The 13,837-nt window shown below is 43.2% G+C and carries 16 protein-coding genes; 5 read left to right on the plus strand and 11 right to left on the minus strand.

The features are described 5' to 3' along the window. From deoC to V513_RS05445, 10 genes are all read right to left on the minus strand, one after another. Window positions 1-750 (minus strand): deoxyribose-phosphate aldolase, encoded by a 750-nt coding sequence (gene deoC / locus V513_RS05400; RefSeq protein WP_099771964.1) that lies wholly within the window; start codon window positions 748-750, stop codon window positions 1-3. Between the two features lie 34 nt (window positions 751-784). Then, window positions 785-1,333: an HDIG domain-containing metalloprotein gene (locus V513_RS05405; RefSeq protein WP_099771965.1), complete on the minus strand. Its 549-nt coding sequence runs from the start codon at window positions 1,331-1,333 to the stop codon at window positions 785-787. Further along, window positions 1,330-1,995, minus strand: coding sequence for a RadC family protein (gene radC, locus V513_RS05410; protein WP_099772284.1), 666 nt, complete (start codon window positions 1,993-1,995; stop codon window positions 1,330-1,332). Before radC ends, V513_RS05405 begins: the two co-directional genes overlap by 4 nt. Window positions 1,996-2,011: 16 nt before the next feature. Beyond that, window positions 2,012-2,575 (minus strand): Maf family nucleotide pyrophosphatase, encoded by a 564-nt coding sequence (locus tag V513_RS05415; RefSeq protein ID WP_099771966.1) that lies wholly within the window; start codon window positions 2,573-2,575, stop codon window positions 2,012-2,014. After that, window positions 2,563-3,075, minus strand: a complete 513-nt coding sequence (locus V513_RS05420) for a Gx transporter family protein (RefSeq protein ID WP_257211958.1) — start codon at window positions 3,073-3,075, stop codon at window positions 2,563-2,565. The genes V513_RS05415 and V513_RS05420 overlap by 13 nt, the downstream gene beginning before the upstream one ends. A 126-nt stretch (window positions 3,076-3,201) precedes the next feature. Continuing rightward, window positions 3,202-3,552, minus strand: coding sequence for a NusG domain II-containing protein (locus V513_RS05425; protein WP_099771968.1), 351 nt, complete (start codon window positions 3,550-3,552; stop codon window positions 3,202-3,204). Further along, window positions 3,549-4,589, minus strand: coding sequence for an FAD:protein FMN transferase (locus V513_RS05430; protein WP_099771969.1), 1,041 nt, complete (start codon window positions 4,587-4,589; stop codon window positions 3,549-3,551). Before V513_RS05430 ends, V513_RS05425 begins: the two co-directional genes overlap by 4 nt. Beyond that, window positions 4,559-5,554 carry an AmmeMemoRadiSam system radical SAM enzyme gene (gene amrS / locus V513_RS05435; RefSeq protein WP_099771970.1) on the minus strand — a complete coding sequence of 332 codons (996 nt, stop codon included), beginning with the start codon at window positions 5,552-5,554 and terminating at the stop codon, window positions 4,559-4,561. The genes V513_RS05430 and amrS overlap by 31 nt, the downstream gene beginning before the upstream one ends. Before the next feature lie 20 nt (window positions 5,555-5,574). Next, a complete protein-coding gene (gene amrA, locus V513_RS05440; protein WP_099771971.1) occupies window positions 5,575-6,090 on the minus strand; it encodes an AmmeMemoRadiSam system protein A in 516 nt (171 codons plus the stop codon). 9 nt (window positions 6,091-6,099) lie between these two features. After that, on the minus strand, window positions 6,100-7,122 hold the full coding sequence (locus tag V513_RS05445) for a 6-phosphofructokinase (protein ID WP_099771972.1): 1,023 nt from the start codon (window positions 7,120-7,122) through the stop codon (window positions 6,100-6,102). Between the two features lie 101 nt (window positions 7,123-7,223). Between V513_RS05445 and rnr the strand changes: the two genes are divergently transcribed. From rnr to V513_RS05470, 5 genes are all read left to right on the plus strand, one after another. Then, window positions 7,224-9,437, plus strand: a complete 2,214-nt coding sequence (gene rnr / locus V513_RS05450; protein ID WP_099771973.1) for a ribonuclease R — start codon at window positions 7,224-7,226, stop codon at window positions 9,435-9,437. Between the two features lie 250 nt (window positions 9,438-9,687). Beyond that, window positions 9,688-10,758: a tetratricopeptide repeat protein gene (locus V513_RS05455; RefSeq protein WP_099771974.1), complete on the plus strand. Its 1,071-nt coding sequence runs from the start codon at window positions 9,688-9,690 to the stop codon at window positions 10,756-10,758. Further along, window positions 10,743-11,513, plus strand: coding sequence for a prepilin peptidase (locus tag V513_RS05460; protein WP_099771975.1), 771 nt, complete (start codon window positions 10,743-10,745; stop codon window positions 11,511-11,513). The genes V513_RS05455 and V513_RS05460 overlap by 16 nt, the downstream gene beginning before the upstream one ends. Next, window positions 11,510-12,172, plus strand: coding sequence for an RNase H family protein (locus tag V513_RS05465; RefSeq protein ID WP_099771976.1), 663 nt, complete (start codon window positions 11,510-11,512; stop codon window positions 12,170-12,172). The genes V513_RS05460 and V513_RS05465 overlap by 4 nt, the downstream gene beginning before the upstream one ends. A gap of 210 nt (window positions 12,173-12,382) precedes the next feature. Then, the gene (locus V513_RS05470) at window positions 12,383-13,177 is read left to right on the plus strand and encodes a M55 family metallopeptidase (protein ID WP_099771977.1); all 795 of its coding nucleotides are present in this window, start codon (window positions 12,383-12,385) and stop codon (window positions 13,175-13,177) included. Between the two features lie 42 nt (window positions 13,178-13,219). Here the strand turns inward: V513_RS05470 and V513_RS05475 are convergent, their stop codons facing one another. Further along, window positions 13,220-13,813, minus strand: a complete 594-nt coding sequence (locus tag V513_RS05475) for a GNAT family N-acetyltransferase (protein ID WP_099771978.1) — start codon at window positions 13,811-13,813, stop codon at window positions 13,220-13,222. Between the last annotated feature and the right edge of the window lie 24 nt (window positions 13,814-13,837).

Here is a 13,837-nt window from a genome sequence, read left to right on the forward strand (position 1 = left end):
TCAATAACCCCCCCGATTCTCTTTTGATTCATCTGACACAATATTGATTCCTGAACTAGTACCAATTCTGCTTGCTCCGGCAGAAATCATTGCGAGAGCTTCCTCTCTCGATTTAACCCCTCCGGAAGCCTTAACTTTGCAAGCGTCTCCCACGACAAATTTCATTAACGATACATCATCTACCGTAGCCCCTCCTCCGGAGAAACCAGTCGAGGTCTTCACAAAGGCGGCACCTGCTTCTCTTGAAATAACGCAAGCAACGATCTTTTCTTCTTCTGAGAGGAGCGATGTTTCAATAATCACCTTAACAGTCTTTCCACGAGCCGATTCTACCACTTTAGCTATGTCATCAAATACGCTTTCGTACTCTCCAGATTTCAGCAAACCAACATTAATTACCATATCGAATTCGTCCGCTCCGTTGTCACATGCCCAGGATGTCTCAAATCCCTTCACTTCTCTTGACATCTGGCCTAATGGAAACCCTATAACCACAGTTTTTCTTATTGTACTACCGCTGAGAGACCTGTTAACCAGAGGAAGATACCCAGTGTTCACACAAACGCTCCAGAACTCAAACCTAATGGCCTCTTCACATAATTTTTCCACCATCTTTGGAGTAGCATCTGCTTTCAAGAGTGTGTGATCAACGAATTTGGCAATATTAAGGTTCTCCGGTAATTCTCTCTTGATAGGAGAATACTCCTCTTTGTACCTTCTAACTTCTCTTTCGATTGTCCCCTTAAGCATGGCATCACCTCTCTATACCAGAATATTCTTGAGACTACAGACCTAAATCAACAGATATTTCTTGCATTGCTTTCAGAGAAAGAGAAAGGAAATCTTCGAGAGACATTCCAAATTCCGAACAACTGGCCATTTGCTCTCTGCTGGCACCTCTTGCGAATGACTTTTCTTTGAACCTGTTTAGTAGAAAATTCACATCAATGTCTGAGAGTTTGCTACCCTTTCTAATGAGAACTGCGGCCACTATGAATCCTGTGACCGGGTCGGCAGCATATATTGCTTTCTCGATTAGCTTGACCCGTTCTTTCTTTTCACAGTGAGCAAGAATCGCATCGCTGACCTCATCTGGCAAGTCTTCGTTTTGAAGCATTGAAACAGTCTTCAGACCATGTTGATCGAAGTTGTCTTTTGTGAATTCGTAATCAAGATCGTGGAGAAGTCCTGCCATTGCCCAAACATCCTCATTCTCGCCGAGTCGTGCTGCGAGGGCTCTCATTACCGCCTCGGTGGCCAGCACGTGTTTAATAAGATTATTAGATCGTATGTTGTTCATTATTAACTGCATTGCGTGATCTCTTGAAATCATTTTTCTGCCACCTCCGCTTTAAATGTTCTTCCTGCTGCAAAACTGTAGAATGTACCGCTTCCTATTATAACGTGATCAAGCATTTTGATTCCCAGCGTTTCTCCAGCTTCCCTTATCTTTGAAGTAACACCTTCATCTTCTCTGCTAGGAGATGGATCACCGGAAGGGTGGTTATGAACCAGGATTATTGCAGCGGCCATCCTGCTTATTGCAGGTTTGTAGACCTCTCGCGGGTGAAGAAGTGAGGAATCCAGTAATCCCACACTAACCGTATTCAATCCTCTGTAGTTGAGTTTGCTGTCTAGGGAAATAACTCTTACGGTTTCTCTATCCATAAAGGCCATATCATGGCAAAGATGGTAGACACCTTCAGGTTCATCCAGCCGAACTTTCGTTTTCTCAGTCATTTCTCTGAAGATCCTCTGTCCCAGCTCAAGAGCGGCCTTCAAACAAACTGCCTTTGCTTTTCCAAGGCCTTTTGTATTCAGTAGTTCGTTAACTTCAGCAGAAAGAAGAGCCGTTAGAGAGCCATAGTAGCCAAGAAGTTCTTCACTAAGCTGAAGTACGTCTTTTCCTTTGATTCCTGTTCTAAGAAGAATCGCGATTAATTCGCTGTTTGACAGCGCGCCAGCGCCCTTATCCAACAGTTTCTCTCTAGGCATTATCTGGCCTTCCAATTCAGATTACCCCCCGCGTGTGTAGCTCATGCCACAATCTTCCTATTGGAAGTCCCATCACATTATAGAAGTCACCTGTTATGCTCTTCACGAAAAGAGCACCATAATCCTGAATTCCATAAGCTCCAGCCTTGTCAAGTGATAGACCGCTTTCAGCATATTCTTTGAGGACCTCCGATGGAACCTCTCTAAACGTTACGTCAGTCTTCTCCACAAAGTTGAATTCGCTTTCTTCGTACATTACGGAAACTGAGGTGAAGACAGAATGAGTTCTGCCCGAGAGGACAAGCAGCATTTCGTAGGCTTCTTCCACTGAAGATGGTTTTCCAAGAACAAGTCCATCAAGAACGACTACCGTGTCTGCTGCAATTACAGTGGAAGAAGGATTTCTAAGCATGACATTTTCGGCCTTCAAGTGAGAAAGTTCGCACAATTCCTTTTTGCAGAATCTTTCTGAAAGATTCTCTTCTACTCCCTTTGGAGGTATGACTTCAAAAGAGACCCTCAGTAGATGCAGAAGCTCCCTTCTTCTTGGAGAAGAGGAACCGAGTATTAGTCTTGCCAAAGTGAATCACCCATCCTTCTTATGACTTCAAATGCTACATAAGCATTAATCGAAGCGGAAATCGATCCAAGTACCAACATATAGGGGTAAAGAAAGATGATCTCTATATTCTTAATAATAAGCGAAGAAGCTACCATTAGCTGTGAGAAATTGCTAACCGCTGCGCCTGCTATACTTATTCCAAATAGACCAAACTTTCCGGTTTTGTTCATAAGCCACATTGTTGCTGCGGACGAAACTGCGCCTGCAACTCCCATCAGAAAACCTGGAGTAGCGAGTCTGCCTGCCAGCAAACTTCCGATGATACTCTTGCCTATTGAAAGAGCCAGGATGTCGCCGAAAGGCAAGCCGGCCAGCGCTATGATCAAGACAAGATTGGAAAAGCCCCATCTTCCTCCCGGGATTGGAAGTGGAAACGGTATTAGGCTTTCCAGAAGATAAAGAACAGACCCTATCGCCATTAACATCGATAGTGTAGTAACTCTCTTTGCTTCCATCATTTCTCCACAGTCACTCGTTTAACCAGAGTTTTGAGACAAAATCATTGACCCGATTTCTTTCTTGATCCCAATTCTTCACGAAATGTTTCGGCCTCTGTTCGTGGCTCACTTGATTTTCCTAAGTCCCTATTGAGTTATCGCATCAACTTCAGACCGATCCGAGACGATCTTTATCAAAGTTCTGTTTGGTACACATACGATTGGGATATTGGGCATGTTTATTGCTCCTTGGGCAACACAAAGCTTCTCCGGACAGTCTGAATCGATCACGGAAATCTTTCCGCCCTGGACTTTGACAACCATTCCTACATCGAGAAAAATCTCAGAATCTATGCTCAGATCTATAGTTCTCACCAGTCTCCCATCGTAGTACACTTCTGCGAAAGAAGAGCCGTTTCCACGCGGAAATGCAAAAAGGATCACCAGAGCAAACGCTACGATTACAATCAAGATGTCATTTCTCGTGGAAAATTTCATTTCTCCTGATACACTTCAAAACCTGGAGACCTGAAGATACTCATATCTTCCATTACAAGTAATACAAGGGCTCCAAATCTAGGCAGGAAAGTAACACCTGGTTCCATACCTATAACAAAAGCGGCCGTTGCATAGGCATCTGCGAGCATGGTGCTCTTTCCTATTACAGTTGCACTTATAACTCCGCTACGGGAAGGGAAACCCGTTTCGGGGTCAAAAATGTGGTGGTAACGTACATTGTCCTCAATAAAAAATCGCTCATAATCTCCAGAAGTAGCTACAGCACCATCGTAAAGGTAGATGTATTCAAGAACATCTTGAACACTTTCTCCTCTGGGATTTCTCACTCCAACTATCCATGGTCTATTCCCATACTTGGGACCGATTACTCCAATGTCACCCCCGGCATCGATGAAACCTGTTGCTTCCGGATCAAGCGATTTAATCTTTGCAATTGCCATATCGACTGCATAACCTTTTGCTATCCCTCCAAGATCAATCATCGCTCCATCAACCAGAGATACGTATCCCAGCTTTTCATCGTAGGTAACTCTTGAAAAGCCCGTTGAGCCCAAAGCGTCTTCGATTTCCTTATCGCTGGGAATCCTCTTTTTAGAAGATGCATCATCGAATCCCCATAGTCTTGTTAGAGAATAGAGGGTCGGATCGAACGCACCGGACGTGTTTCGAGCTATTTCCAGTGCTGACCTAATTAGAAAACTTGTTTCCTTATCTATGTCATGAAGCTCTCCGGTTCTGTTCAGCTCAGCGATTACGCCATTGTTTCTGCTCCCGAATTTGTCATCTATCCTCTCGATCTCGGTCATAGCAGCCTCTGCGAGTGTAACCGGGGACATTGTGGAAGAGGAGACTCTTATTGTCACATAAGTTCCCAAATGATACTCGGTTTTGTCATAGTACTCCAATGGCTTCTGTCGAAAGAAAACAATTGTCAACAAAACTATTGCAGAAACAAAGAGGAGTCCATACAGGAAAATTCGGTTTCTCAGAAGACTATTGGGATTTCTTTTTGGCAATTGTTGCACCTTCCTTTTTCATCTATGCCAACCACAGAACTTCGCATACCTCTTCTCTCGACCAGGAGGTTTCCGCAATACGGACATGTTGTGTCCGATAGACCTGGAAGATCGATATTCCCAACATAAACGTATCGCAAGTACTCCTTTGCTACGTCGGCAAGTTGTATTAGAGAATCAGGCGAAGTTGGGGGTATTGTGCTCTTGTAGTTAGGAAAGTATCTGTTAATGTGAAGTGGGATATCCTTAGACAGTCCTGAGATCCATTCAGCTTCCTCCCTCATTTCTTCAGGCGAATCGTTCTTGCCGGGAATAATGAGCGTAGTCAACTCAATGTGCGTTCCCGCTTTCCTGGCTGTCTCTATTGATCGAAGAACAACTCGTTTTTCTGTGCCGATGTCTTTCACGTAAAACTCGTCATTCCAACCCTTAAGATCGATGTTCATACCTCTCACCGACTGCGAAAGAAGATCCATGGGTTCCTCGTCAATCACTCCGTTTGTAACAAGTATGCTATATATACCTTCTTTGGCTGCTGCTCGAGAGGTATCAAGTATGAATTCGAAAGAGACAATCGGCTCGTTATAAGTGAAAGCAATACCTCGCGATTCTCTCTCCAGAGCAATTTGAATAAGCTGCTGGGGCATAACACGCATTACAGTCTTTGGGCGTTGCTTCGTAATTTCCCAGTTCTGGCAGAAGTCGCATCTCAAATTACAGCCCCATGAACCAACTGAAAGTATCTTCTCGCCAGGGAAAAGATGATAGAGAGGCTTCTTTTCAATCGGATCTATTGCTATTGAAGTGAGCTGACCGTAGTTAAGAGAATATAGCATTCCGTCAACATTCTTCCTTACGCCACAAAAGCCAACCTGATCAGGCTTGATTATACAATGCAAGGGGCAAAGAAGACACTGCAGGACCTTGTCCTCGCCATACTCATCGAAGTAAACGGCCGGTTTCATGAATTCACCTCTTACCGGTTTCAGCGATACCTTTCAACTGAAAACCTGAAAATACTGTAATCTTCCGATTCCCTAATGCCGGCTTTCCGTAAGGCTATCGATAGTTGCTTTTGAATGGTGTCTACACCTTCAAGATCGGGAAGCAGGACTCCTTTTCTGTAACCCAGAGAAACAATGACGCCATATTTCTTAGGATCAAGTCCAGAAAGTGTGGTTCTTTCTGGAGGGCTAAGAATATCGACGGAGACATCTATGTCAGCTAGTTCGCTCGCCTCTACAGGAGGGAATCGAGGGTCTTTTGTAGATGCGGAGATAGCATTCTGGATTATTTCAAGAGCAACATTTTCCTCCAAAGGGTGTATCGTTCCTATGCAACCTCTAAGCGAGCCGTTTGATGTATGGAGAGAAACGAAACAACCTGCTCTCTTAGACAGGAACTCTTCAGAAACCCAGTCAGGGGTTCCAATTAAAACACCATGGCGAATAAACTCCTCCATAGCGCATCTTGCAATCCTTACCGGCTCAGAATAATACAACTTAACGCCTCAATCGAAGAAGATCTGGGACAGTTTGTAATACTCAAAGGGAACTAACTTCTTTGTAGCTATTCCATATTCAAGGGGAATAGAGATGATATCATTGCCTTTAAGTGCAACCATTCTGCCAAAATCGCCTTTCATGACAAGCTCCATTGCGTGAACTCCGTACCTTGTGCCCAGAATTCTGTCAAAGGCCGTGGGAGTCCCACCTCTCAAAAGGTGCCCCAGAACAACGGATCTAGTATCATAACCCGTTCTCTCAGAGATAATATTCGCCATATAATGGGCAATCCCTCCCAGTTTTATATGACCAAAGGCGTCGATCTTGCTTTCATCGCCAACAACATTTTCCAATTCAGTTGGTTTGAAGCCCTCTGCAACTGCGATAATCATGTATCCGAATCTATCCATTCGCTTCTTGACATAGGTTAGGATTTCATCTATTGTCATTGGGTATTCAGGAATAAGGATTAGATGTGCGCCGGCAGCCATGCCAGCTTCCAAAGTTACCCAACCAGCTTCTCTCCCCATTAATTCAACGATAATGATCCGTCCATGTGACTTTGCAGTAGAGTGCAATCTGTCAATCGCGTCTGCCCCAACATTTACCGCAGTTTGATAACCAAAAGTATAATCGGTGTTGGCAACATCGTTGTCAATGGTCTTTGGGACTCCAATTGCTTTGTATCCCATGGATGAGAGTCTTGCAGCCACGCTCAAAGTATCGTCGCCACCGATTCCTATAATCACATCAAGACCGAGTTTCTTGATGTTTTCCTCCATTTTTATTCTCATATCTTCCGATTTAAAAGGATTTGTTCTAGATGTTCCAAGGATTGTACCTCCGAGAATGTGAATACCTTCAACATCGTTATCGGTGAGTTTCATACTTTCACCAACAACCAATCCCTTCCAACCGTGCATCAAACCGATAATTTCCACGTTTTCTGGAGCAGATTTCACGATGCCTCTAATAACTGCATTCAAACCAGGACAGTCCCCGCCGCCCGTCAATATTCCAATTCGCATTACCAACCTCCTGTAAGCCATAAATGGTTATAATACATACACTGTATAATTATAACATGAAGAGTCCTAAAATTGTCTGATGACAGAGAGGAAAGAGGCTTATGAAGCTAAGTTTGAAAGCATTGAAAGAAGAAATGACCTCCAAGGATTATTCACCTACGACGATGAGAGGTCTCATAGTGAAGCTCGGTCTAACTGATCGGGAGGATAGGGCGTTACTCAAGAAGTATCTCGAAGAATTGACCGATTCTGGCGAGATTATAAAGGATTTAAAAGGAAGGTACATTGTTCCTGGAGAAAAGACTATAGTTGGTACTATTGAATTCGCAAGAAGAGGGACGGGAGCTTATATAAGCGTTGAAGACGAAGAGGATGTTTTTGTCGCTCCCGAAGACAGTGGCTTTTCCATTCATGGAGATACTGTTCTTGTGGAAATAACGGGAAGATATCGAGAAATAAGAAAGGGAAAGGTCATCAAAGTAATCAGTAGGAACAAAAAGAAAGTAGTCGGTACATTCAAGACCAGGGGCATCATGGCTTTTGTCGTAGCTGATGATATGAGGATAAAGACTGACTTCTATATCCCTCCCGAAGGATTCAATGGAGCCAAACCCGACGAAAAGGTTCTGATCAAGATCACCAGATATCCTTCCCCGGGGAGGAATCCTGAAGGTGTCGTAGAAAGGGTTATTGGTGACGTGTTCAGTCCCGAAGCAGATTTGATGACAGTTATTTACAGACAAGACCTTCCAGAACCGGGTTACTTTCCTGAACAGGTGAGAAAACAAGCAGCCAGGGTTGCAAAGAGCATTGATCTTCAAGAAGTTAGAAAAAGAGAAGACCTTCGAAATGAATTGGTTTTCACAATAGACGGTGATGATGCAAAAGATTTCGATGATGCAATATCGATAAGAAAGAGCAGAGAAGGAAATTACATTCTTGGTATACACATTGCGGATGTGTCGCATTATGTACAAGAGGGGACTCAGCTAGATCTGGAAGCTTATTCTAGAGGGACTTCTGTTTATTTGCTCGATACGGTTATTCCGATGCTGCCATTTGAACTTTCAAATGATATATGTTCTCTTAAACCTGAAGAGGACAGACTTACTCTTTCGCTGTTGCTGGAAATAGATCCTGTTGGACATGTGGTTTCCTCGTCAGTGAAGAATTCCGTTATTAACTCTAAGAAGAGACTAACATATTCAGAGGTTAACGATTTCCTAAATGGTAAAGCATCTTCAGATATTTCGGAGAAATTGAGACCAGTTTCTGAGAGCCTCAAATTGTCGCACGAATTGGCTCAGAAGATAAGGGACATCCGCAAGAAGCGGGGATCAGTTATGGATATTTCATCTAGAGAGGTTAAGATCATCTTTGACGAGAAAGGCAGGGTAACTGATATTCTGCCACAGAGTAGAGGAATATCTGAATGGATAATCGAGGAGTTCATGATACTTGCAAATGAGACTGTTGCTGAGATATTTAACAATCAGGGGTTACCGTTTGTGTACAGAATTCACGATAAACCAGATCCAGAATCAATGATGCAACTAAAAAACTATCTGGAAGCACTTGGATTGAAAGTCAAGATTCCGAGAAACGTTCATCCTAAGGCTCTTCAGCAAATACTTGAGAAGTCTAAAGATCACCCCCTGCACTCCTCCATAGAAAGAGTTCTAGTGAGAGGAATGAAGCGAGCTGTCTATTCTGACAGAAATATCGGTCACTTTGGACTGGCATCCGAAGCATACACTCACTTCACTTCTCCAATCAGAAGGTACCCGGATCTTGTTGTTCACAGGCTGTTAAAAGATTTGATCAAGAATGCCGGGGCTGATCTTAAGAGCCACTCAAAGAATCTGGAGGAAAGTCTTTCCAAAATTGCCTCGTGGGCATCGAAGAGAGAGAGAATTGCAAACGAAGCGGAGTGGGATCTAGTGGACATGAAAAAGGTGGAGTACATCTCCAGCCATGTGGGTGATTCTTTTGAAGGAGTTATCACGGGTGTAACAAAATTCGGAATCTTCGTGGAGTTGACTGAAAAAATGATTTCTGGTCTAGTACATATTTCAACACTGGATGACTATTATGACTTCATTGAGGACCAGAATATTCTTGTGGGAAGAAGGAGTAAGCAAGTATTTAGGATCGGAGATCAGCTTGAGGTAAAGGTTGTAAGAGCAGACAAGACAACTATGGAAATTGATTTCATTATTGTCAAGGATAACGGAAAGACGACCAGGAGAAATAAGCGCTCCTCTCCCGATAAGTCGAAGGGGAAAAACTCAAGGAGCCATAAGAAATCACGTTGACAAGCCGTCAAGCTCTTAAGAATCAGTGGCCTTATGTGAGAAGCGCAGTGCACAGGTATTTAGAAGTCCTTCATAGTAAAGTGATTTTGAGGTTCTGCCTCGAATGGTCTCTGTTCATTGCTTCTGATCTCGGCAGACCTTATTTATGGTGAAACGAGAATACAAAGATTCACCAATCTTAGGTAAAATTACTTCTTCGGCGAGCAAACATGGTATATTTTTTACAAGTCACTCTGAGAAGAGGTGCTGTATGGAGATTATTCGCCTCAAGAAAGACAAGAAGAGCTTCGATATCACGGACACACTACCATTTGCGATCGCAATCCTCGATGAGGTTTACGATGGCGATATAAACGTTGCGATACATGATTTGAAGTCTACTAAAATTGGGAAGGATCTTCTGACAATAGGTGGTTTGACGGAAACTTTCGACAATGTTGTAACTCCCGAAAACTACGCTCCCATAGAATACGAGGAATTCAATGATTACTTGAAAGAAACGGGTCTCTCTGTGGCTTCTTTTACTAGAGGTACATTTTCGGGGTTTCAGGACAAAATACTCTCTATTGCTGACCGGGGTGACTATGAAAGCGCCCAGAGGTTTCTTGATTTGCTCATGGATGCAAATGTTGACAAAGCGACGGTTTGTGAGCTGAAAGGCTCTATTTTTCTAGAGTCAGGTGATGAGGAAGAGGGAATTAAATGGCTTCAAAATGCTCTAAAGATAGATTCTTCACTTGTTACAGCGTATTCATTTCTTGGTCAGACATTCTATAACAGAGGTGATTTTGATAGTGCGGCAGATTGTTGGCAAAGGGAGATTGCAGCTTCTCCCGATCACCTTGTCACCTACTTCATGTTAACTGATGCCTATATTAATGCTGGTCGAATGGATGAAGCTCTGAATGTTCTCAAAGACCTTTCGAAAAGAGATCCAGACAGTATTCTTACAAAGGTGGAAATGGCCGAACTTTACGAAAAGATGGGAAACCAAGAGATGAGGAGAATAGTTGAAGATGAGGTGCGTAGAACAAGGCCGGTTTACATAAATGATGTGGAACCTTGGGCAAAGATTCAGTTTAAGCACTCAAATTACGACGTTGTGGAAGAAGTGGCGACAGATTTCCTCAAAGAAAACCCCGATAGGCCAGAGCTTAAGATGCTGCTCGTCGTTTCTCATATGAAGAAAGGGCAGTGCGATGAGGCAAAGAGACTCCTTAGGGAATTGGAAAATGAGCAGGTTTGGTACTTCTATGGGAAGAAAGAGCTATTCGATGAATACCTCACTGAAGAAGAGAGAAAACAGTGTGGGATTACATAGTTCTTAGAGTCCCTCTTTTCTTCGTTTTTGGGCTGATATTTGGAAGCTTCTCAAATGCTTTGATATTCCGTATTCCTTCAAAAGAATACTCAATGACCAGACCTCGAAGAAGTATTTGTCCAAAATGCAAACACCAGCTATCATGGAAGGACAATATTCCTTTGTTAAGCTACATCTTTCTGGGAGGCAAATGTAGATATTGTGGGGAACCCATTGCTACAAGGTATCCCGTCGTTGAGTTACTTACTGCACTGTTGTTCTCATTGAATTCAGTTGTTTTTTCTCTGTTTGGAGCAATTTCAATGTCAGTTTTGACTATGGGATTGATTGTCTCTTCTTTCATCGATCTTGAGCACTACATGATTCCAGACTTCGGTGTGATTCTTGTGGCTGCCGGCGGCTTCGCCTGGTCAACTGCTGAAGGTCGATTCCCTGCAAATTTACTTCATGCTCTTCTCGTTACAGGGGCGATGGTTGCATTCTTCTTGATAGCAAACCTTGTAAGGAAAGACAGTTTTGGTTTTGGCGACGTAGAATTGCTTGCAGCGCTTTCTCTAGCATCTGGCATTATAGGTTCTTTATATACGATTATGGTAGCTTCTTTTGCAGCGCTAATTGTCTATGCAATAAATGCTGCCGCAAAAGGCAGAAAATTCGATCGACGAGCTCAGCTTCCTTTCGGTCCTTTCATTGCAGTCGGCGGGTATACGACAATCCTTTTTCTGGATTTTATCGAGGCACTGTATAGAGTATGACGTTGAATAACTGGACGCTTGCTTTGAAAGAAACCGGTTACGAATTCGCGAGATTCCTTGAGAAGAGAAGCCTTTGCTGTTCTGTCACCATCATCAGTGAGTACTGCGTTGAACTTTCAAACAGTGTAGTGCTCAGGCTTTATACCGACCGTAAAGGAAACAAGAGAATAGTTCTGCCTTCATTTCTCTCCGAAGAGAAGAGCGAATGGCTCCTATTTAGATGGGAGGAATTCAACGGAAGAAATTATGATGGAGTTCACCTCTTCGTAGATGGTAGTTTCATGGACAATAAGGTAGGATATGGAGTATTGGTAATCTCAGAAAATCGAATTGAGAAGAGAATCAACGGCTGTTTAAAAGAGAATCTGGAAATGAGAAACGTCACAGGTGAAATCGAAGGTGTGATTAAGGCGCTGGAATACTGTATGCGAAAGGGATATAGGAAAGCTTTTATTCACTATGACTACATGGGACTAAGAAGTTGGGCAGAGGGAGAGTGGAAAGCGAAGAACAAACAAACGAGAAAGTACGTTGAACGGCTCAAGCAGTTCTCCTCTCAGATCGATATTGAATGGGTAAAAGCAAGATCACATATTGGAGAGACATTCAACGAGATTGCGGATAAACTAGCAAAAAAAGCAGTTGAAGATTGTGGATAGAATCTTTTGAGGATGGAATGCTGATCGATTTTTTCTGGCAACTTAGTCAACTTGAAGGAATAAATAGACTAATGCTCTCGATCCTTCATTGTTTATGTTCTTTATGCCAAAATTCGGTCATTCAGTGAACCAGCCAGTGGTGTTTCAGGGTTTTCTACTTTTACCGAAAACTTCTTGCATTTTATAGAAAACTAAATAGGAGGGATATCTTTGAAAGTTTTCATTAGTGCAGACATTGAGGGAACTGCAGGAATTGCGGACTGGAATGAAGCAAAAAAGGGACATCAGGACTACGAGTATTTCAAAAGACAGATGACTGCAGAAGTAAAGGCAGCTGTTCAGGGTGCTCTTCGGGCTGGAGCCTCGGAAATAACTGTGAGGGATGCCCACGGGAGCGCAAGAAACATCGATCCCTCTCTTCTGCCGGAAGGAGTTCGAGTCCTCCGTGGGTGGGCAAGAGATCCTTTCATGATGATGCAAGGAGTTGATTCTAGTTTTGGAGCCGCGGTGTTCACAGGATACCATTCACCCTCTGGAAAGGCTCTAAATCCTCTTTCTCACACTATGACGGGGGACATATATTACCTCAAGATCAACAACAAGCTTATTAGCGAATTCGAGCTAAACGCGATGTCGGCCTCTTATCATGGGGTACCGGTCGTTTTCATCAGCGGGGATGAAGGAATTGTACAAATCGCTAAGCAAAACGTACCTGACATACAAACCGTGTCAACCAACATTGGCAGTGGTGCTTCAGTAGATTCAATTCATCCAGCTAAGGCAGTGAAGTTGATCGAGGAAGGTGTTTACAATGCTGTAAAGAATATCGGAGTTCAACCGGTATCAATTCCGGCTGAATTTGAGGTTGAAATTGCCTACGTTGAACACACTTTAGCTCATAAGTTATCTTTTTTCCCTGGGGTGACCAAGAAGGACGATCGTATTCTCACTTTCAGAGATCAAGATTATTACGAAGTTCTTAGGAAGTTGCTCTTTCTTCTCTGACAGACTCTTAAGGGCGGTGATGAGAGCTTAGCAACACCTCAGTCAGTGATGATCGCGAGTGGATTTCATTCGTATGCTGTCCTTTGTTGGATAGTTGGAAGGAAGATTGGTTTCAAATTCGAAACCGCATTCGGAGTATAGAGATATGGCCTTTCTGTTCCATCGAGAGACGTCCAGGACGATTTCGGCATCCATTTCGAGTAGATGATTAAGGATCCTCCGTCCATAGCCCTTGTTTCTGAAATCTTCGTGAACTGAGATTAGACCGAGGTATTTTTGCTCGGGAAAAACGCCCATCTCCATTGATCTTTGAAGAGTTCGAAATTCCTGCAAGAGTCTAAACCCAAAGATACTAAAAGAAAAGTTGATCATGTCAACTCGTACACGCGCCAGTCTGTTCATCTCTTCATGCGTGTAAAACGCATATATTGCGATTGGCCGATTGCCAATTTCGCAAACAGTAATGAATTCGAGATTTATTGCGCTGCCCATAATCAGAAGCCTTGATATGCCTGCCAGAGCTTTTCTTCCCAGTGCACGCCTGAAATGGGATGGGTCAGTATTGAAGACCAGATGCGCCACAAATTGCAAGTCGCTCGACTCGGATTGTCTGTATTCAATCTTTTCGTTCTTCACGGGTAAATTCTATACTCTAAAAAA

This window comes from Mesotoga sp. H07.pep.5.3, from assembly GCF_002752615.1.
Taxonomy (GTDB): Bacteria; Thermotogota; Thermotogae; order Petrotogales; family Kosmotogaceae; genus Mesotoga; species Mesotoga prima.